Below are 22,503 nucleotides of genomic sequence, written 5' to 3'. Positions count from 1 at the left end.
AGCCCGGATTTTTCCGGGCTTTTTCTTTTTTATTGAGCGGGATTGTGTATTTTGGGTGTGCAATTTTAACCACATGAAGAAGCTCGTAGTTGTATCTGTTTTTCTTTTGATTACGCTTATTTCTGTAGCCCAGTATTTTCAAACAGGACAAGATCCGGCTTCCATCAAATGGCGCCAAATCAATACCGAAAATTTTCAGCTTATTTATCCTGATTATTACGAAGACCAAGCACAGGTACTTACCCAAAAATTGGAAAAGGTTTACGATTATGCCAGCTATTCCCTTAAACATAAACCGAGTAAAATTTCGATTATTCTGCACACGCAAACAGTAAAGTCAAATGGACTGGTGGCGTACGCGCCCAAACGTTCGGAGTTTTATACTACACCAAATCAGGATATTTATCCACTCGACTGGCTGGAACAACTGGCTGTTCACGAATTCCGGCATGTTGTTCAAATCGACAAGGTGAATTCTGAGTTGCCTGCCATTGTTAAAATATTGCTTGGCGAACAGGGAACTGCGTTGGTGTTTGGTGCTTATTTACCCTGGTGGTTTATTGAAGGCGATGCCGTTGCCACCGAAACCGGATTGAGCAATTTTGGCCGAGGTCGATTGCCCTCTTTTCTTATGGAGCATCGCGCCCAGCTAATTGAAAAAGGAAAATATTCGTACGACAAAGCATACCTGGGATCTTACAAAGATTATGTTCCGAATCATTACCAATTGGGGTATTATTTGGTTGGAAATACACGTCAACGATATGGTGCCGATGTTTGGGAAAAGGTTATGCAGCGGGTAGGCGACAAACCTTTTTCGCTGACTCCATTTAATAAAGCACTTAAAGAGAATACCGGTTTTGGCAAGGTCGATTTGTACAATTCAATATTCGATAGCCTGGCTACCACCTGGAACAGCCGGGATTTTGTGCAGGATGAAAAAATGAATTACCGCACAAAATCACAAAAAGTATATTCCAGTTATACCTTTAATCATTGGCTCGAAAATGGAGATTTGCTTTCGTATAGAACATCTTTAAATCGAATTCCGGCCTTTGTGAAGATCGATAAAAACGGGCAGGAGCAAATCATTCATCAACCGGGTACAATTTTCGACGAATCGATCAATTACCATGGAGAATGGATAGTTTGGTCGGAGCAAATACCCGACCTTCGCTGGTCGCACAGCGGGCGTTCGTTAATTCGGTTACTGAATGTAAAGTCGAAGAAAAAAATGCAGATTCAACCCGAATTTAAAGCCTTTGCACCGGCACTATCACCCAATCTGAAACAAGTTGCAATGGTTGAAGCCGACTTCTCGAGCAACTATTTCCTGTCGGTTTACGACCTGGTTACAAACGAACTTATTACCCGAATTCAAACTCCCGACAACAATTATATATTGTCGCCACAATGGCTGAATGCTGATGAACTGGTTGCAATTATACTCACTCACGAGGGAAAACGATTGGCTAAATTCAGTTTAAAAACAGGCCGGCACGACTTGCTTTTCGATCACGAACTGGGAAACATTAAGCAATTAGTAATCAAAGGAAACGACTTGTATTTTATTGCTTCTCATACCGGAGTGGATGCACTTTATTTTTACAACTTCAAAAATGGTGAAATCAAACAAGTATATGAACCTCGATTTGGTGTAGCTTATCCTGCAAAAAGCCCTAATGGAAAAATCGTTTTAAGTGAATATTCTGCTGGTGGCTATCGATTAATTGAACTCGAACAATCTGAGTCAAAAGGCCTTGCTACTCTGGCTTCTGCTGAATATCCTCTGGCTGGAACTATAGCGAAACAGGAAATGGGAATACCGGATCTTTCAGTTTCCGATTCCATTACTTTTCCTTCAAAAAAGTACAACAAAGCCAAACACTTACTGAATTTTCACAGCTGGGCACCACTGTTTGTCGATCCTTACGCTTATGAATTTTCACCCGGTGTAAGCGTAATGTCGCAGAATGTTTTGGGTACTGCCGAAACCGTTTTAGGTTACAAATGGGATACTTCTGAAAAAACGGGACAGTTTTATGCGCACTATATTTACAAAGGTTGGTACCCGGTTCTCGATTTTGAAGCAAGCCGTGGTAAAAGAGCTTCTAACTACAGCCAGATCACCGAATATATTGATAATAATGGGAACGTTGTTCAGCGCGATACGGTATCAAAACGTTATACCTGGAATGAAACCAACTTTTCGGTAAGCGGAAAGTTGCCGCTTGTTTTATCGTCGGGCAAATATTCCAGGCTTTTTCAACCTCAGGTCAAGTACGAATACACTTCTAATAGTAATGATGATTCAACACCTGAAGGTTTTCCCGAAGGCGCTTACTCATCGGTTTCGTATCGTTTGTATTTTCATCAGTTGCTTCGCCGGAGTTATCAGGATGTACAACCGAATTTCGGATTCTTGCTGGACGGTAGTTATTATCATTCGCCTTTTGGTTCCCGAAATATGGGATCAATGATAGGGGGCCAGTCGATCATATATCTCCCCGGAATATTGGCCAATCACGGTACAACAATATATTGTGGAATGCAACAGCGAACCAATGGCAATCATTACAGTTTTTCTGATGTTATACGTTTTCCAAGAGGATGGGCCAGGGTAACCACAAAAGAACTTTCAGTTTTACAGTTCGACTACGAACTTCCTATACTAAATCCCGACTGGAGTATTGGAGGGCTGAGTTACATTCGACGTATTACCGCTAATTTATTCTACGATTACGGACTTTTAAGTCGTTATCAATACCAGAATGGAAGTGTGGTCGGGAAGTACAACACAAACATTTCATCGTATGGAGTAGAAATAACTGGAGATATGAACTTCCTGCGTTTTTATGCTCCGGTTAAAATTGGTTGGCGCACATCTTATCTACCCGAGATAAAAGATGTCAGTTTTGATTTCCTCCTTTCGGTTGATTTCAATTCACTGTAGCGCAAAATTTGCTAAATTTTGTTGGATAGCCGGAATTCTCAATATCTGCCCAAAATATACCTGCACTGGTATTTGTTGCTAAGTATTTGTTTATCTACTAATTGCGTATTGAAAAGTTGCATTTAACCGCTCTGAGAATTAAATATTCTAAAGAATATTGCCTCAGGTACATAAATGATAGATTTATATCCAGCCTAATTCTATTTTAAAGCCACAATCTTTACCTTTTTGTTTCTTTCTGTTAAATGCTTGTCAATTTTTATGAAGAACAGTTTAATAGAATTTACATTCCCAGAATGTATCATTTTTCTTTAAAACTAGTGTGCCCCATTTTTAGTAATCTATCAAACGAGTGATTATTGTAAGCATAAATTAAGCGACTGTATTTTTGTAAATACGATAGGATAGGAGTAATATGTAATTTGTTACAAGTGTAATATATAATATATTTTACTCATGTGAATCAATCAATACATCTGTTACATGAGTTCTATATTCGTTATACATTATTAAATTGATATTGAAACAATAAATAATCCAATGAATCCAGTTCGCAAGAATTATTATTACATATCTGAATTACAAGAAAGAAGTACCCACATTAAATTTCACATTTTAAACCAACACCTAAAATACATGTTAATTGTATTTATTATTCATTATATCAGTTATTTAAAGTGTTTATTTAAAGTTCATTATTGAATTTTGAGTATGATTGCGTAAAATCTATCAAAATGTAACATATAATTGGCATTATGTTCCTGTATATCTGCTTTATACAGCAATTAAATAAAGTGTTATATGCTTAAATTTCAAAAAGAATAGAGTTACTAGATCGTATTTTTTGATCACAATGCTATTGTGTGTTTTAAATTATTTGTTACATTTGTATTGTATGTAGGTTAATGGTTTAGTTATACAACTTAATAGGTTCTTATAATTGTATATCTAATAGAATAAGAATGAAGGATAGAATACAGGAGTATATGGATCACAAGGGAATTAACGCCGGAGAACTAGCTGTAAAGCTGGAAGTTCAGCGTTCTAACATTTCACATATATTAAATGGCAGAAACAAACCCAGTGCGGCCTTAATAGAAAAGATGTTGAATGTATTCCCGGATCTGAATGCCAGGTGGCTTTTAACAGGCCAGGGAACTATGGTGGAAGCTAATAATGTAAGCCAGGACATTACACCTGCAGCACATCAAGAACATTTCATACCAGTAGATAAGACACATACTCCGTCAGAAACTGAGAAATCAGAACCGATAGCAGAAAAAGCTAGTAAAACAAAACCAGGGATACCGTATTCGGATGATGATGTAAACAAAGTTGTTTTACTATTTAATGACGGTACGTTTACTACTTACAGGAAGAAATAATCTGTCGAAAAACCAATCATAGATTTAGAGTAACGATTAAAGGACTTTTACATTTTGAAAGTCCTTTTTTGCATATGTAAATTATTGTTGTATATTTGTATACATTAATTTGTTGTTGTAGAGAATAATTGTATCGGTAACAATCGATGGTTTCAATCAGGAACTAATCGATGAAAGAGAATAGGAAGATCGGCTGGTTTAGTCGGTCTTCCTATTTTTATTCGGTAATGAGATCAATTAGTTTCGGAGAAATAGAATGATGAATAATTCATGTTTGTACAATCCTAAATGTAATTTTCATATCTCTAAAAATGTAAACACCTGTATTTACAAGTGTTGTAAGGTAGTATTAAATCAATTTACAAAATAATGTAAAAATAATTCGCGCAATGTTTGCATATGTAAAAACTATGCATTACATTTGTATCGTAAGATTTTTACAAAAGTTATTAGACAAGATGATCACAAAATAATAGATCAATTTACAAACCCAATTTTTTTAAGTAGATAAATCCAGAAGTCGCTTTAGGCCACTAGTAATAGTGGCCTTTCTGGTTTTATAGAGGTGAGTGTTCTACTTTAAATATTTTAAGAAATCAGTTTGCATATGTAAATATTAATAATTACATTTGTACTGTTCGATTAACAAATGACCCTTTATTTTTTATCAATCAATAATTTTCAAGCATAAAAGAGACCGCATCACGACGGTCTTTTTTATTGCAGTTTCTTCAGAAAAAAAGCGAAATAAAACTATTATCTTTGGCCTCAAATTAAAATCAGATGCCAAAAAAGTTTGTTGCAGAGTTTGTGGTAGTGGAAAATAGAGCGTTAAATGCTACAAATTTTCTTATCAAGGTAAAAGCACCAACTCTGCTGCCTGAAATTAAGCCCGGACAATTTGTAAACGTTGAAATACATGAAGCTACAGACATATTTCTGCGGCGTCCCTTTTCTGTATTTGAAGTCGATTATGAAGATAATACCTTATCGATGATCGTTAAAATTCTGGGGAAAGGTTCAGGAAAACTTACAGAAATAAAGGTTGGAAGCAAGCTGAGTCTGGTTTATCCGCTGGGGAAGAGCTTCACGTATCCGGATAAGGATGATAAAATTCTGCTTGTTGGTGGAGGAAGTGGCGTAGCTCCAATGTTATTCCTGGCAAAAGAATCAGGATTACCTATCAGCCAGGTGGATTTAATATTAGGAGCCCGAACCAGCCAGGATCATGTAAATGTGGAAGATTACGCTAAGTATGCCAGTTTACATTATGCATCAGAAGATGGTTCTCTGGGTGAGAAGGGTTTTGTAACACAACATTCGGTGTTTACAACTAACCTCAAGAATTATACTAAAATTTATGCCTGTGGACCCGACGGAATGATGCGCGCTGTTGCCAAACACGCTAAAGATGCAGAAGTTTACTGCGAGGTTTCGCTCGAAAACCTTATGGCGTGTGGCTTCGGAGTGTGTTTGTGCTGCATCGAGCCAACTAAGAATGGGAATCAATGTGTTTGTACTGATGGTCCGGTATTTAATATCAATGAATTAAAATGGTAGATTTAAAGGTAAAAGTTCACAACTTAGAATTCAAGAATCCTATAACACTGGCTTCCGGAACATGTGGTTTTGCGCGTGAGATGACCGATTTTTTTGATCCGTCGTTGGTTGGAGGTTTCTTTCTGAAGGGCACAACCCTTAAAAACAGGGACGGGAATGCTTACCCGCGAATGGCAGAAACTCCATCGGGAATGCTAAATGCTGTTGGGCTTCAAAATAAAGGCATCGATTATTTTATTGAAAACATCTACCCCGAAATAATTGACTACGATACTCAACTTATTATAAATGTAAACGGATCGACCGTTGAAGATTACATCGCACTTACTGAAAAGGTAAACGAACTTGATAAGATTCAGGGGATCGAACTAAATATTTCATGTCCGAATGTGAAGGAAGGTGGAATGGCATTTGGTGTTAGCTGCCCGAGTGCAGAGATGGTAACCCGCGAAGTACGCAAGGTTTACGATAAAACTCTAATTGTTAAACTTTCGCCAAACGTAACCAGTATTACCGACATTGCCCAGGCTGTAGAAGGGCAGGGAGCTGATGCCGTTTCCCTGGTAAATACTTTTCTTGGAATGGCCATCGAAGCAGAAACACGAAAGCCAAAACTTTCTACCATTACTGGCGGACTTTCAGGTCCGGCCATTAAACCAATTGCCTTACGCATGGTTTGGCAGGTGGCCAATGCAGTTAAAATACCGGTTATTGGAATGGGGGGTATTATGAATGCAGCCGATGCCATTGAATTTATGTTGGCAGGAGCTTCGGTAGTTCAGGTTGGTACGGCAGTTTTTAAAGATCCTTTGGTAGCCTTGCAAATTATTGATGGGGTAAAAGAATATTTGGAACGTCATAACATGAATTCCGTTGAAGAACTGATTGGTTCACTGCAGCTTTAAACGTTAATTAACCTACCATTTAGGTGCATTTTAAGAAGGCAGTATTTCATTGCTAAACAACTCAATTTCAACTTATTGATTATGTGTTTATTGTGATCGAAAATATCTATCACAGATAAATACTATTTAGTGTTTTTTAACGCTTCTAAGGGCCTAAAATCTTCTTTTCAATCTATATTTGCGCAAATTTAAAATTGTAATGTGAACATTTCAATTTTAGTTTCGTTATAGAAACTGCAAATAGCAAAATAGATAATTAAAGAATTTATATTATGGCAAGTTTTAACATTGTAATGCCCAAATTAGGTGAGAGTATCCAGGAAGGTACTATTACTAAATGGTTTGTAAAGGAGGGAGATACAGTAGAAGAAGACGATATGCTGTTCGAAGTGGCTACCGACAAGGTAGACTCGGAGATTCCTTCGCCGGTTGACGGAGTTATTACTAAAATCCTGTTCCCGGAAGATAGTCTGGTAGCTGTTGGTGAAGTGCTGGCGGTTATAAGCCTCGATGGCGAAGTTGAAGAATCAGCTGATGCCGTTGAAACTGCTGCTGCAGAAACTACTGAAACCAAATCAGAAACAGAAACAACTGCAGAAAGTAATGTTGACGACAGCAGAAAACTTTCGAATCGTTTCTACTCTCCATTGGTAAAAACCATCGCAAAAGAAGAAAACGTATCGCTTGAAGAGCTTGAATCCATTGAAGGTTCGGGAGCCGGCGGACGTGTTCAGAAAAAAGATATTCTGGATTACCTTGAAAACAGGGGAAGTGCCAAAGCTACTGCACCGGCACCAGAGAAAAAAGTGGCTGCTGCTTCTGCTACACCTGCAGTTGAGCGTAAGGCACCTGCTCCGGTAACAGTTGGCGAAGGAGATACAGTAGTAGAAATGGATCGTATTCGTAAACTCATTGCCGACCACATGGTAATGTCGAAACAAGTTTCTCCTCATGTTACTTCAGTAGTGGAAGCCGATGTTACGGAACTGGTTCTCTGGCGAAATAAGAATAAAAATGCATTCCAGGAGAAACATGGCGATAAAATTACGTTCATGCCAATTTTTACAGAAGCTGTTGCTACTGCATTGTCAGAATTTCCATTGGTAAATTCATCGGTTGATGGCGACAAAATCATTATGAAACGCGACATCAACGTGGGTATCGCAGTTGCCAAACCTGATGGAAACCTTATTGTACCGGTAATCAGAAATGCCGAGCAGAAAAACCTGGTTGGACTTACTAAAGATCTTAACCGTTTGGCGAATGCTGCACGTACAAATAAACTCGATCCTTCAGATATTCAGGGAGGAACATTTACGATTACCAATTTCGGCTCATTTGGAAACATTATAGGAACACCAATTATCAACCAACCGCAAGTTGCGATTCTGGCCACCGGAATTATCGAGAAAAAACCAGCCGTTTTGGAAACACCAAGCGGAGATGTAATTGCTATCCGTCATAAAATGTACCTGTCGCTTTCTTACGATCACCGCATTATTGATGGTGCTCTTGGAGGTGCATTCCTGCGCAGAATTGCAGACATTTTGGAGAATTTTGATACAAACCGCACAATTTAATTTGATATGAACGATTTGAGAATACCAAAATTATACACGATCAAGAAAACCCCGAAAGAGGATTTGGAGAAATGGTACCGCCTGATGACAATCGGACGTGCTATCGACGAAAAAGCTCCGAATTACCTGAAACAGGCCATTGGCTGGTCGTACCACGCACCTTACGCAGGTCACGACGGAATTCAGCTGGCTATCGGGCAACATTTCGATAAAAATAAAGACCACCTTTTCCCATATTACCGCGATATGCTTACTGCGCTTTCAAGTGGAATGACTGCGGAAGAAATAATTCTGAACGGTATTTCAAAAGCTACCGATCCATCGAGTGGTGGGCGTCACATGTCGAACCACCTGGCAAAACCTGAGTGGAACATTCACAGTGTTTCATCAGCTACCGGTAACCACACGCTGCACGCAGTAGGGGTGGCTCGTGCCATTAAATACTACAACGAAAAAGTTGTATCAATCAGTAGCCAGGGTGAATCGTCGGTGAGCGAAGGCTATGTATACGAAGCCATCACCGGTGCCGATAAAGAAGAATTGCCGGTGATATTTGTTTTCCAGGATAACGGATATGGTATTTCGGTTCCGAAAAAAGACCAGACCGCTCAACGTAAAGTTGCCAACAACTTTATTGGTTTTAAAAATACCCGCATCATTCACTGTAACGGTAAAGATGTGTTCGATTCGATGAATGCAATGGCAGAAGCCAAGCGTTATGCCATCGAAGAAAGCAAACCCGTTATTTTGCAGGCAAACTGCGTGCGAATGGGCTCGCATTCAAATTCCGATGATCATCTTCTCTATCGTTCCGACTCGGAAAGAAACTATGTTATAGATTACGATCCGCTGGCAAAGTTCCGACGTATGTTGCTGCGTTACGAGCGCTTCACCGAAGAGGAATTACAAGCCATTGAGGTGGATACAAAAGCGGTGATTAAAGCTGCTCACAAAGCGGCTATGGCAGCTCCGGATCCGGATCCTGCATCGATCTACGACTTTGTTTTTGCCGAGCCTGTGGTATCAGAAAAATACCCTGAAGGTGTACACCATGAAGAAGGTGAAAAGAAAAAATTGATCACTGCACTAAATGAGACATTGAAAGCCGAGTTCCGTGCTAATCCGGATACATTTATTTGGGGACAGGACATGGCGAACAAAGATAAAGGCGGAATCTTCAACGTGTCGAAAGGCATGCAGAAGGAATTTGGTGACAAACGTGTATTTAACGGACCGATCGCCGAAGACTTTATACTGGGAACCGCAAACGGTATGTCGCGTTACGACGAGAAAATACGTGTTGTTGTTGAAGGTGCCGAGTTTGCCGATTATTTCTGGCCGGCCATGGAACAGTATGTTGATATCAGTCACGATTACTGGAGATCGAATGGAAAATTTGCGCCAAATATCACCATTCGTCTGGCTTCTGGCGGTTATATCGGTGGTGGAATGTACCACTCGCAAAACATTGAAGGTTCGCTGGCTGCTATTCCCGGAGTACGCATTGTTTATCCTTCGTTTGCTGACGATGCAGCCGGTTTGTTGCGTACATCAATTCGTTCGAAAGGTTTAACCATGTTTATGGAGCCAAAAGCTTTGTATCAGGATCCAAAAGCTGCCACGGTTGTTCCCGACGATTTCGAAGTGCCTTTTGGTAAAGCACGCGTTCGCCGCGAAGGAAGTGATTTAACCATACTTACTTACGGAAATGCTACACATTTCAGTCTTAAGGCTGCCAATAAGTTGGCGGAAGAAGGTATTGGAAATATCGAGGTAATCGATTTACGATCATTGGTCCCGCTTGACGAAGAAGCAATTCTTGAATCGATAAAGAAAACCAACCGGGTACTTATTGTTCACGAAGACAAGGTATTTGGCGGTTTTGGTGGCGAGTTGAGTGCTATCATTAACGAAAAAGCATTCGAATACCTCGATGCTCCTATCAAACGAATTGGTTCTCCGTTCACACCTGTAGGATTTAACCGTATTCTGGAGAAAGCTATTTTACCTGATATGGAAAAAGTGTACAATGCCGCAAAAGAAATCATTGAATATTAAAAACTGAAATCATGAGTAAAAACGCAATTATATACAGCTTTCATACGCAAAAGTCGAAGAAGGTTGCCGAGAAAGTGATCGAGGCTTTTGGTAAAGAGGAGATAGAAGCTATCAATGCTGAAGAACTAACAAAGGAAGTACTTGAAAACTACGATAACTTTGTAATAAGTGCTCCGACCTGGTTCGATGGTGAACTTCCCAACTATTGGGATGAGTTTATTCCGGACCTTGAAGAGATGGATCTTTCGAAGAAAACCTTTGCCATTTTTGGCTTGGGCGACCAAAAAGGATATCCCGAGAACTTTTGCGATGCCATTGGCTTAATGGCTGAAATACTGGAAAGCTGTGGCGCGAAACTGGTTGGAGAGACTTCTGTTGAAGGATATAACTATGAATCGTCGAAAGCTCAGCGTGGTGATGTATTCGTTGGTTTATTGATCGATCAGGAAAACCAGGCTCGTTTGACCAAAAAAAGAGTAAGCGACTGGGTTGAGAAAATAAAAGGAGAATTCTTTAATTAGTAAAGATTTTCTATTTGCAATAAGTCAAGGCTGTTCATCCGTCAACCAACGGATGGATGGCCTTCTTTTTTTGTATAAAATGCATATTATCTGAAATATAAGCTTGCTGAAAGAGCTATATGTACAACTCCCTTTTACACATTTATTCCATTCCGTTATCAATAGTTGAACCTAGAAGGTTCTTTATTTACATTTTAATTACAAAAGTAAACAACCTGCATGTCATGTTGTCAGTGATGCTATTTTAGAAGAAAAGACCGACAAGTAAAATCGAATAGCTACAGCGCTTTAAGTCATTATATATCCAACCATATTGCATTACAAATGTAATTATATTTGTAAAACAGGCACGTAATTAACTCTGGATACACTTTTGTAAGGAGTGCTAACGTAAAAAATCGAACGATTACAATAAATTTAAAATTTCCGACCATGAATCAATGTGTTCTGAAATACGACAAGGAAATGCGTTTAATTATTGTTAAATAAAACAAGTTGTTAAAAGAGCAGTGTTGTTAACTATTCAGAATATCCGGCATTTTAGTTTGGGTTTAGTTTATGGTTCAGCAGATTTAATTAATTTTGTGGCTTCGAATTCTAAAGTTTTTTGTCGTGCCTGAAACAAGATACATATTTGTTACCGGTGGAGTTACTTCATCGCTCGGAAAAGGTATTTTGGCCGCATCATTGGCCAAGTTACTGCAAGCGCGTGGCTATAATGTCACCATTCAAAAACTCGATCCTTATATTAATGTGGATCCCGGTACCCTGAACCCTTATGAACACGGTGAGTGTTTTGTAACCGAAGACGGTGCAGAAACCGACCTCGACCTGGGGCATTACGAACGTTTCCTGAATGAAACAACATCGCAGGCAAACAACGTAACAACCGGCAGGATTTACCAGTCAGTTATCGACAAAGAACGTCGGGGAGATTATCTCGGAAAGACAGTTCAAATCATTCCGCATATTACTGATGAAATTAAAAGACGTATCAAGATCCTCGGCGGAAAAGGTAAATATGACATTGTTATTACTGAAATCGGTGGTACGGTTGGCGACATTGAGTCGTTACCCTATATTGAAGCGGTAAGGCAGTTAAAATGGGAGCTTGGAAACAAGGCCATGGTAATTCACCTCACTTTGGTTCCTTATCTTTCGGCAACCGGCGAATTGAAAACCAAGCCAACACAGCACTCAGTAAAAATGCTGCTTGAAACCGGAGTACAGCCGGATATTCTTGTATTGCGCACGGAACATGACATCGATCTTTCGATACGTAAAAAAGTAGCCCTTTTCTGCAATGTTGGTCTCGATGCTGTTATTCAATCGGTAAACGTACCTACTATTTACGAAGTTCCTCTAAAAATGCTGGAGGAGAAGCTGGACATTACGGTACTTAAAAAACTGGATCTGGCCATAAATGAAGAGATTGATCTTGATGCCTGGAACAACTTCCTCGATAAGCATAAAAATCCGACCACAACAGTTGAGATAGGCCTGGTAGGAAAATATGTGGAATTGCACGATGCGTATAAATCGATTGCCGAAGCCATTACCCATGCAGGTGCCGAAAACAGGTGTAAAGTCAACTTACACTGGATCCATTCTGAAGAGATAGATGCTGAAAATACGGAAGAAATGCTTTCGCATTTGAATGGAATTATCATTGCTCCCGGTTTTGGACATCGCGGAATGAAAGGTAAAATTCTGGCAGCACAGTATGCTCGTGAAAATAATATCGCTTTCCTGGGAATTTGTCTGGGAATGCAGGTGGCAGTAATTGAATTCGCACGTAATGTGCTCAATCTCGAAGGTGCCGATTCATCGGAAATGAATCCGAAAACTCCGCATCCTGTAATCGATTTAATGGAAGAGCAAAAAGGCATTACCAACTACGGAGGTACCATGCGACTGGGTGCTTATGAATGCCGAATTGTTGAAAAAGATTCGAATGTTTGCAAAGCCTACAATAAATTAACGGTTCACGAAAGACACCGTCACCGTTACGAATTCAACGATATTTATCGTGAGCAATTCACCGAAAATGGAATGGTTCCGGTAGGAATTAACCCGGATACCGATTTGGTAGAAATTATGGAAATTCCATCACACAAATGGTTTGTTGGCGTACAATTTCACCCCGAATACCGAAGCACAGTACTTAATCCTCACCCGCTTTTTGTTGATTTTATTAAAAACGCAATAGTTCAAAAATAAAAAATGGATAGAAAATCGATAATCGGAATCGTTCTGATTTTTGCCATATTGGTGGTGTTTCAATACGTCACCAAGCCTTCGAAAGAAGAGATTGAAGCAGCAAACATCCGTCGCGATTCCATAGAGCGAGTAGAAGCCCAGAGAGCACTCGAACAGCAGCAAATTCAGCAGCAACAAATCGTTAACGAAACTGCGATTGAATCGGGTGACAGCACTTTACGGAACGAACTGGAACAGGAAAAAAAGAATGAACTTGGTATTTTCGGAACAGCAGCTTTTGGAAAAGAGGAGTTCTCGACCCTGGAAAACGACCGGATGATCATTACCTTCTCCAACAAAGGAGGGCGTATTTATTCAGTTCAGTTAAAAGATTATAAGCGTTATGATTCAACGGCGTTGGTACTGTTCGACGGACCTGAAACGCAATTTGGTCTTAACTTTTTCTCACAAAACCGCAGTATTCAGACCGAACAATTGTTTTTCCAGCAGTTGGGAGGTCAGAAAAATATAAAAGTAACCGGGCCTGCCGTTAAAACCGGAGATGAAGGAAGAATAAAAGTTAACCGCGAAAATCCGGGTGGCAAAGAAAGTGTTACTTTCCGTTTGGAACCTGAACCGGGAAAATACATCGAATACGTGTACACGCTGTCACACAACTCATTTATGGTTGATTTTAGCGTGAACATGAAAGGGATGAACGAGTATATCACAGGGAATCAATCGTACCTGAATTTTAGTTGGGCTTACGACGTGCCACGCCAGGAGCATTATTCGCGTTTTGGTGAAGACCGTTATACCAATATTACCTATAAGTTTTTCGAAGACGAGGTGGATAACCTGACAAAAGGAAAGACTGACGAAGAAAACCTGACTACCCGTGTAAAATGGATCGGGTTCAAACAGCTTTTCTTTAGTTCAACAATCATTGCCGACGATGCTTTTCCGAATGCATCGGTAAAGCAGGATAAATACGAATACGAGGATAACAAAGATTACCTGGCTTATTTTAAAGCCGATATAGCGATTCCATATAATGGCGCACCCAACGAAAATATGGATATGCGTTTTTATTTTGGACCTAACCACTACCAGACTTTAAAACAATATGACCTGGATATGGAGCGCCAGATCGACCTTGGTTATGCCATTGTTCGTCCGGTAAATAAATACATCATTATCCCGGTTTTTAACTTTCTGAGAAGATACATCGATAATTTCGGTATCATTATCCTGTTGCTCACCATCATGATCAAGATGGCATTGTTCCCGTTCACCTACAAGTCGTACATGAGTCAGGCAAAAATGCGTGCATTGAAACCTGAGGTTGACGAGATTAATGCAAAATACGGAAGTGATAAGGCGATGGAAAAACAACAGGCCACCATGAACCTGTATCGAAAGGCCGGAGTGAATCCGATGGGCGGGTGTTTGCCAATGGTGTTGCAAATGCCAATCCTGTTTGCCATGTTCTTTTTCTTCCCGACTTCTATTGAATTAAGGGGACAAAGTTTCTTATGGGCACACGATTTATCGACTTACGATTCCATTGTTAGCTGGAATTTCAATATCCCGATAATTGGTAATTTCATGGGTAACCACCTGAGTTTGTTTACCATTTTAATGACGATTACAACAATTATTTCAACTCAATTGAGCCAATCGTCGGCCACTTCACAGGGAATGCCGGGAATGAAAACCATGATGTACATGATGCCGGTAATGTTCTTCTTCCTGTTGAACAGTTACCCTTCAGGTTTAAGTTACTACTACTTTCTGGCCAACCTAATCACCATCGGTCAAACCTATGCAATCCGTCAGTTTGTTGATGATGAAAAGATCAGGGCACAACTGCAGGCCAACAAAAAGAAACCTACCAAGAAATCGGGTTTCCAGAAACGTTTGGAAGATATGGCCAAACAACAGCAGCAAGTTCAGAAGAAAAAGAAATAAGCTGAAAACGACGATATAAAAGAAAACAGTGGTTACGATGTAGCCACTGTTTTTTTTGCTTTATAACCCGAAGGTGCAGCAGAATTTGAAACAAAAAAAGCCGTCCTAAAAAGAACGGCTTAGATATATATTAATAAGTAATTACGATTAATCGTAACGGTGCTCGTCTGCAGATGGCAAATCTTCGCCACATGCACAATCTTTATGCAAGCCTTTCTCATACTGTTCCAAAGCACGCAAACTCATACCCATATTCGAGAATCCTCCATCGTTAAACAGGTTCTGCATGGTTACTTTACGTGTAAGGTCAGAGAACAGGGTGATACAGTAATCGGCACATTCGTCTGATGTAGCATTTCCAAGCGGCGACATGCGTTCTGCAAAATCCAGCAAGCGATCGAAACCTTTAACACCACTGCCGGCAGTGGTTAAGGTTGGCGATTGAGATATTGTATTTACACGTACACGACGTTCGCGTCCGTAAATGTATCCGAAACTACGGGCAAACGACTCAAGTAGGGCCTTGGCATCAGCCATATCGTTATAGCCATAAAATGTCCGTTGTGCGGCCACGTACGACAATGCTACTACCGAACCCCATTCGTTAATGGCATCCAGTTTGCGTGCCGTCTGCATCACTTTATGAAACGAAATGGCAGAAACATCAAGCGTTTTATCCAGATAGTTATAGTCAAGGTCACTGTAGTGTCGTTCTTTTCTAACGTTTGGCGACATTCCAATCGAGTGGAGGACAAAATCCACTTTGCCTCCAAGGTACTCCATCGATTTCTCAAACAGGTTTTTAAGATCGTCGGTGTTTGTGGCGTCGGCACCAATTACAATGGTATTCAGTTTGTCAGCCAATGCCTGGGTTTCGCCCATGCGAATGGCAACCGGAGTATTGGTTAAGGTTAATGTTGCGCCTTCTTCGTGGGCTCTTTCAGCCACTTTCCAGGCGATTGAATCAGGGTTTAAAGCCCCGAATACGATTCCTTTTTTTCCTTTTAGTAAGTTATTACCCATTGGTTTGTTTTTATAAATATACAAGCTGCAAATTTAATTGAGTTTAAATAAATACAGGTAAAAGCTAGCTGTTTCCATTTAAAACTTCAGCATAATTAACCGAACTAGCCGAATATTGTTCGCTAATGTTCAAAAATTAAGTTACGCGCAATTTTTCAAATATTTGCTGGAAATCGGATGATTGAGAAAGCGATCTTGTTAAATTTAGAAGCAAAATATGGAAGATGAAACACAAAATATTTCTGGTAGTTCTACTATTCGCACAATTGGGAACCTTCGCACAGGACGACGCCTCAACTTTAAAAAGCATTTTTGATGAAGCATTGACCGACAGAACTGCATACGAAAATTTGCGTGTTTTATGCAAAGAACACAAAGGCAGAATCACAGGTTCTCCTGAAGCTGAAAACGCAGTGGAATATACCTATGAATTAATGAATAAAATGAACCTGGATGCAGTTGACAAACAGCCCGTCCAGGTGCCGCAATGGGTGAGAGGAGAGGATGAACAAGCCTACATTACTTCATCTAAATTCGGGAAAACTGAGGTTCCTGTTACTGCATTGGGAATGACCATCGGAACGGGAAACAACGGATTACAGGCCAGGATTATTGAATTCAACAATTTCGATGAAATGGAAAACGCGGGTGAAGCACAGATAAAAGGAAAAATAGTGTTTTTTAATTATCCCATGAAAATTACTTCAATAAACACTTTTTTAGCTTATGGCGAGGCAAGTTCTTATCGTACCACTGGAGCTGCTCGTGCCGCGAAATATGGTGCCGTGGGTGTGGTTGTACGTTCAATAACAACCGCCCTCGACGATTATCCGCACACCGGCGTGATGCGTTACAATCCTGAAGTGGAGAAAATACCTGCTGTAGCAATCAGCACAAATGGAGCTGAATTACTACACAAACAGCTTGCTGAAGATCCGGAGCTGAAGTTTTATTTCCGAACTACCTGCAAAACACTACCGGATGTAGAATCGAATAACGTGATTGGCGAGATTCGCGGCAGTGAATTCCCCGAAGAGATAATCACTGTTGGCGGCCACCTCGATGCCTGGGAAAATGGGGAAGGGGCACACGACGATGGGGCTGGTTGCATGCAAAGCATCGAAGTCCTTCGCCTATACAAACAGCTGGGAATTCAACCCAAACGAACCATTCGTGCTGTCATGTTTATGGACGAGGAAGTAGCGCAATGTGGCGGTAAAGAATACGCCCGTCAGGCGGCAATGAAAGGCGAGAAACATTATTTTGCCCTGGAATCCGACCGTGGTGCATTGGTACCTCGCGGCTTTGGTGTTAGTGGCCCTGAAGAACGTGTAGAAAAGATTCTTGCGCTTAAAAAGTATTTCGAACTTTACGGAATTACAGATTTTATAAAAGGCGGTGGAGGAGTTGATATCAGTCCGCTGCGCGAGTTTGGCACTCCCTTGAGTTCTTACATTCCCGATGATCAGCGATATTTCGATTTTCACCATTCGGGATTCGACACATTTGAGCAGGTGAATTTTCGTGAATTTCAGATGGGAAGTGCTGCCATCGCTTCGTTTATCTACCTGATTGACAAATACGATTTGTAATTCACACTGGTATAAAAGCTGACGAATACAGGCTATTTTCCGCCAGCACTTTTATAAATTTGAAACAAATTCAAAACTATTCATAATGAAACGAGGTTTTATTCTGATGCTGGCCGGACTATTGGCATTTGCATGCACAACGAACACAACAAAAGAAACAAGTAAGAAAACAATGAATAACGAGGAGATTAAGCAAAAAGCTGAGGAATTCGCTTCTTTCAGGCTTACTACTGATTTAAGTGTACTCTCAGAAAAAGAGAAACAGATGCTTCCGCTCTTGTTCGAAGCAGCCAAATTAATGGAAGACATTTATTGGATGGAAGCTTTTGGAGATAAAGACGAGCTGTTTTCGAAAGACATGGATGAATACACCCGGAAATTTCTTCAAATAAATTACGGCCCGTGGGAGCGCCTGAACAACAACGAGCCTTTTTTACCGGGCTATGGAGCTAAGCCTGCCGGTGCCAATTTCTACCCGAATGATATGACGAAGGAAGAATTTGAAGCCTGGGACGATGCAACAAAAACAAGCCTGTACACTTTGATCAGACGCGACGAAGACGGCAAATTAAAATCGATTCCGTACCACATCGCATTTGAAGAACAGATTGATAAAGCAGCTGATTTGTTGATGCAGGCCGCTGAACTGGCCGAAGATGCCGGCTTAAAATCTTACCTCGAAAAACGTGCTGACGCATTGCGCACCGATGACTATTACGAGAGTGACGTGGCCTGGATAGAGATGAAAAACAATACGATTGAATTTATTATTGGCCCCATCGAAAATTACGAAGATCAATTGTACGGTTACAAAGCCGCCCATGAATCATTCATTCTTGTAAAAGATAAAGACTGGAGCGAGAAGTTGGTGAAATATGCTGCGCTGCTGCCCGGTTTGCAGAAAGCCCTGCCTTGCGAGCAAAAATACAAGGATGAAACGCCTGGTGTAGAGTCAGACATGAATGTATACGATGCCATTTATTATGCCGGAGACTGTAATGCCGGAAGTAAAACCATTGCCATTAACCTGCCCAACGACGAGAAAGTTCGCGAATCAAAAGGTAGTCGCAAGTTGCAGTTGAAAAACTCGATGCAGGCGAAATTCGATAAGATACTCGTTCCGATTGCGGATTTGTTAATTGCCGAAGATCAGCGCCAACATGTGAAATTCGATGCCTTTTTCGAAAATACCATGTTTCACGAAGTAGCTCACGGGCTGGGACTTGGAAATACTGTAGACCAGCGTTCAACAGTTCGCGAGGCCTTAAAAGATACCTATTCATCGATTGAAGAAGGGAAAGCCGACATTTTGGGCTTATGGTGCGTGTACCAGTTGAATGAAATGGGCGAATTGGGCGAAAAAGACATGATGGATAATTTCGTGACATTTATGGCCGGCATTTTCCGCTCGGTGCGCTTTGGAGCTGCCAGCGCACATGGAAAAGCCAACATGATGCGCTTCTATTATTTCCAGGAAGCCGGCGCTTTTACCCGCGACGAAGCTACCGGAACCTACCGTGTTGATTACGAAAAAATGAAACAGGCCATGCTCGATCTTTCCGGAACCATTCTGAAACTTCAGGGCGATGGCGATTATGACCTGGCAAAAGCTATGATCGAGGAAAAAGGCACTATCCGCGAAGAATTACAAAAAGACCTCGACAGGATAGGAGAGGCCGGTATTCCGCGTGATATTGTTTTTGAGCAAGGCCCGGAAGTGTTGAAATAGCTTCAAGCTACAAGCTTCAAGTTATAAGAAAAGGGATGACATCTTTCTGTTAAGATGTCATCCCTTTTTCATTGGCTTAACATTTCTGTTTAACATTGCGTTAACAACATCCTGCCTGCATTTTCTGTTATATTTGTGAAATGAAACTGTTGCAAAACATTACGATATTCCTTTTCGGGGCAATTTTCCTATTGTCTTCGTCGGGTTATGTTTTGTACCAAAGCAGCTGTTCATGTACAGGAGAGGAGCAAACAAGTGTCTTCATTCGGCCCGAAACCTGCGAGACTTCTTTTCATAAACATCATCAACACGAAGATGATGGAAGTGAGTTTTTATGCTCAGCAGAAACATGCCACGACTGTTCGGACCATTCCGATGATTGTGGTTGTGAATCGCCGATAGTTTTCTTTTTTAAATTGAAACATGACGTCACCAACGAAGGAATAAGATTTGTAAAGACAGAACCGATTGTCATGCTTATTGCCAGACTTCAGGTTTTTGAATTATTACTTCCGGTAATTGACGATACAGAGGTTGAAAATTTCAAGGGCGATCCTCCACCTGTAAAAGACACCTCTCTCGACTTCCTGGTTGAGATACAACAACTTAAAATCCCTTCATTAACGGCTTAAGATTCAGCTTCTCTGCATTGGCAGAGAAAATTACAATGTCGTACTATCAGGATAATGGTTGAACAGCAGTTCAGCCGTGTTATTGATAAATCTTAAGCAATGAAACGATTTTATTTTTTACTACTTATTTTTTTACCCGTCTTCTCGTTTGCCGACGAAATTAAAGGCTTTGTATTTACAAGAGAGGAAGGCGGAAAACAACCGCTCCCGGGTGTAAATATTTACTGGGAGGGAACAACTCAGGGAACAGCATCAGTTGACGACGGAAGTTTCAGTATTCAACAAAAAGACGGGCAACATATGCTGGTGTTCAGCTTCGTTGGCTACAAACAACAAGTAGTTCGTGTTGAGAGCGCAGGAGCACTGGAAGTGCTTATGGAACCCAACGTGGAGTTGGAGGAAGTAACCGTGATCAGGAAAGACCGCGGTACCTATTTGTCGGTTATTAATCCTATTCAAACCGAAAGTATCAGTGGTGCCGAACTGCACAAGGCAGCCTGTTGTAACCTGGCCGAAAGTTTCGAGACCAATCCTTCGGTGGATATGAGTTACAGTGATGCTGTGACCGGTGCCAAGCAAATTAAACTGCTGGGCCTCGACGGAACCTATTCGCTGATGCAGGTAGAAAACATGCCTAACCTGCGTGGTTTGGCTACAACCTTCGGACTGACTTATATTCCAGGACCATGGATGGAATCGATACAGGTTTCGAAAGGTGCGGCTTCGGTACTGAACGGTTACGATGCTATTGCCGGCCAGATCAATGCTGAATTGAAAAAGCCGGATAGCAACGAAAAACTATTTCTGAATGCATTTGGAAATATGGAAGGGCGTTATGAGTTTAACGCTAATGGAAATATCAGGCTTATCGGAGACACGCTTACAACGGGAATTTTTGTTCATGCCAATCAGTTAATGACAAAAAACGATCACAACCATGATGGATTTCTGGATATTCCCATGTCGCAAATGTACCAGATTTCCAACCGCTGGAAATACAACAACCACAAAGGATTGATGCTGCAAACCGGGTTTACTTACCTTCAGGAAGACCGCCTTGGCGGACAAACGGGAGTGGACTGGGACATGACACCTTCGCTGAGCAATCCTTACGGAGTAAGTATCGATACCAAACGCCTGGAAGCTTTTCTAAAAGGAGGTTATGTAACACCAAACGGCAAAAATGCCATTGCCTGGCTGTCGAATTTCTCGCGTCACGAAACCGAGTCGTTTTATGGTCTGACTGACTATATCGGCGACGAAACACGCCTTTTTGCCAGTGCCATTTACACCAAATACATGGGCCCGCTCGAGGAGCATACTTTAAATGTGGGGGGAAGTTATATTTACGATGATTTTAACGAGCAGCTTTATTCCGACGCTATTCAACGTACCGAAAAAGTGCCCGGATTGTTTGCTGAATATACCTTCAAACCCAATGAGAACCTGACGCTGATGACAGGGATTCGCACCGATTTCCACAATATTTTCGGAACCTTTGTAACACCACGTATGCACTTCCGCTATCGATTTGCCGAGCATTTTACGGTTCGGGCCAATGCAGGGAAAGGTTATCGAACGGCAAATGTTTTATCGGAGAACACCTATTTGCTGGCCAGCTCGCGTGCTTTACAATACACCGACGATGTAATGCAGGAAGAAGCCTGGAATTATGGATTTTCGCTGATTCAGAATTACATGCTGCTGGGGCGCGACCTTACACTGAATGCCGAATTTTTCCGCACCGATTTTAAAACGCAACTGGTAATCGACCGCGAAACTTCGGCCGATTACGTGATCTTGGCACCGCTTGATGGCACTTCATACGCCAACAGCCTTCAGTTCGATGTGCGTTGGCAACCGATTGAAAGACTGGATCTTTTGTTGGCTTATCGGGTAAACGATATCAAACAAACCGTTGGCGGCGAGTTGCGTGATAAACCTTTGCAAAGTGATTACAAGGGTTTGATTAATCTGAATTACACCACGAATCTGAAAAAGTGGATGTTCGATTATACCCTTCAGTTTAACGGGGGTGGACGTATTCCCTATGTTTATGAGGAGTGGATGAGCAGAGTAGATATGTCATCAGATTTCGGGCATTTTAAGCCTTACACGATCATGAATGCCCAGGTAACCAAATATTTCCGTTACTGGAGTATTTATTTAGGGGCCGAAAACCTTACCGACTTTACGCAAGCCAATCCGGTGGCCGGTGCCGACAATCCTTTCGGGTCGGACTTTGATGCCACCAACATATGGGGTCCGGTTATGGGTCGAAAAGTATATTTAGGATTACGATTTAATTTGAATTATGAATAATAAGAAGCTACGAGCTGTGAGCTATGAGTAACGAGCTAATCGGACTCACAGACTAGAAGCTCGTTGCTCGAAA

14 protein-coding genes are annotated in these 22,503 nt (G+C 41.0%); 13 read left to right on the top strand and 1 reads right to left on the bottom strand.

The genetic code is table 11. From position 1 onward, the window contains the following. Positions 1-73: 73 nt before the first annotated feature. The 9 genes from HFD85_RS07805 to yidC all read left to right on the top strand — a co-directional run bounded on the left by HFD85_RS07805 (position 74) and on the right by yidC (position 15,132). Positions 74-2,953, top strand: coding sequence for a TolB-like translocation protein (locus HFD85_RS07805; RefSeq protein ID WP_167607323.1), 2,880 nt, complete (start codon positions 74-76; stop codon positions 2,951-2,953). Between the two features lie 962 nt (positions 2,954-3,915). Further along, entirely contained in the window at positions 3,916-4,338 is a 423-nt protein-coding gene (locus HFD85_RS07800; RefSeq protein WP_167607320.1) for a helix-turn-helix domain-containing protein, read from the top strand. Between the two features lie 783 nt (positions 4,339-5,121). Beyond that, positions 5,122-5,898, top strand: a complete 777-nt coding sequence (locus tag HFD85_RS07795; protein ID WP_167607317.1) for a dihydroorotate dehydrogenase electron transfer subunit — start codon at positions 5,122-5,124, stop codon at positions 5,896-5,898. Continuing rightward, a complete protein-coding gene (locus tag HFD85_RS07790; RefSeq protein WP_167607314.1) occupies positions 5,892-6,803 on the top strand; it encodes a dihydroorotate dehydrogenase in 912 nt (303 codons plus the stop codon). Before HFD85_RS07795 ends, HFD85_RS07790 begins: the two co-directional genes overlap by 7 nt. Before the next feature lie 272 nt (positions 6,804-7,075). Continuing rightward, positions 7,076-8,383 carry a dihydrolipoamide acetyltransferase family protein gene (locus HFD85_RS07785; RefSeq protein WP_167607311.1) on the top strand — a complete coding sequence of 436 codons (1,308 nt, stop codon included), beginning with the start codon at positions 7,076-7,078 and terminating at the stop codon, positions 8,381-8,383. A gap of 6 nt (positions 8,384-8,389) precedes the next feature. Continuing rightward, positions 8,390-10,441: an alpha-ketoacid dehydrogenase subunit alpha/beta gene (locus HFD85_RS07780; RefSeq protein ID WP_167607308.1), complete on the top strand. Its 2,052-nt coding sequence runs from the start codon at positions 8,390-8,392 to the stop codon at positions 10,439-10,441. A gap of 11 nt (positions 10,442-10,452) precedes the next feature. Then, entirely contained in the window at positions 10,453-10,962 is a 510-nt protein-coding gene (locus HFD85_RS07775; RefSeq protein WP_167607305.1) for a flavodoxin, read from the top strand. Positions 10,963-11,574: 612 nt separating this feature from the next. Continuing rightward, a complete protein-coding gene (locus HFD85_RS07770; protein ID WP_167607302.1) occupies positions 11,575-13,182 on the top strand; it encodes a CTP synthase in 1,608 nt (535 codons plus the stop codon). Positions 13,183-13,185: 3 nt separating this feature from the next. Further along, positions 13,186-15,132 (top strand): membrane protein insertase YidC, encoded by a 1,947-nt coding sequence (gene yidC, locus HFD85_RS07765; protein WP_167607299.1) that lies wholly within the window; start codon positions 13,186-13,188, stop codon positions 15,130-15,132. Between the two features lie 147 nt (positions 15,133-15,279). Here the strand turns inward: yidC and HFD85_RS07760 are convergent, their stop codons facing one another. Then, complete coding sequence (locus HFD85_RS07760) at positions 15,280-16,155, bottom strand: enoyl-ACP reductase FabI (protein ID WP_167607296.1); 876 nt, start codon at positions 16,153-16,155, stop codon at positions 15,280-15,282. Positions 16,156-16,379: 224 nt separating this feature from the next. On the opposite strand from HFD85_RS07760, the gene HFD85_RS07755 reads away from it, so the two are divergent. The 4 genes from HFD85_RS07755 (at position 16,380) to HFD85_RS07740 (ending at position 22,430) form a co-directional block, all read left to right on the top strand. After that, positions 16,380-17,747 (top strand): M20/M25/M40 family metallo-hydrolase, encoded by a 1,368-nt coding sequence (locus tag HFD85_RS07755; RefSeq protein WP_167607293.1) that lies wholly within the window; start codon positions 16,380-16,382, stop codon positions 17,745-17,747. An 85-nt stretch (positions 17,748-17,832) separates the two neighbouring features. After that, positions 17,833-19,476, top strand: coding sequence for a dipeptidyl-peptidase 3 family protein (locus tag HFD85_RS07750; protein ID WP_167607290.1), 1,644 nt, complete (start codon positions 17,833-17,835; stop codon positions 19,474-19,476). 140 nt (positions 19,477-19,616) lie between these two features. Next, a complete protein-coding gene (locus HFD85_RS07745) occupies positions 19,617-20,108 on the top strand; it encodes a hypothetical protein (RefSeq protein WP_167607287.1) in 492 nt (163 codons plus the stop codon). 99 nt (positions 20,109-20,207) lie between these two features. Continuing rightward, complete coding sequence (locus HFD85_RS07740) at positions 20,208-22,430, top strand: TonB-dependent receptor (RefSeq protein WP_167607284.1); 2,223 nt, start codon at positions 20,208-20,210, stop codon at positions 22,428-22,430. The last annotated feature ends 73 nt before the right edge of the window (positions 22,431-22,503 follow it).

This window comes from Maribellus sediminis, assembly GCF_011799805.1.
GTDB classification, from domain to species: domain Bacteria; phylum Bacteroidota; class Bacteroidia; order Bacteroidales; family Prolixibacteraceae; genus Draconibacterium; species Draconibacterium sediminis_A.
This window is presented reverse-complemented; position numbering and strand designations above follow the sequence as displayed.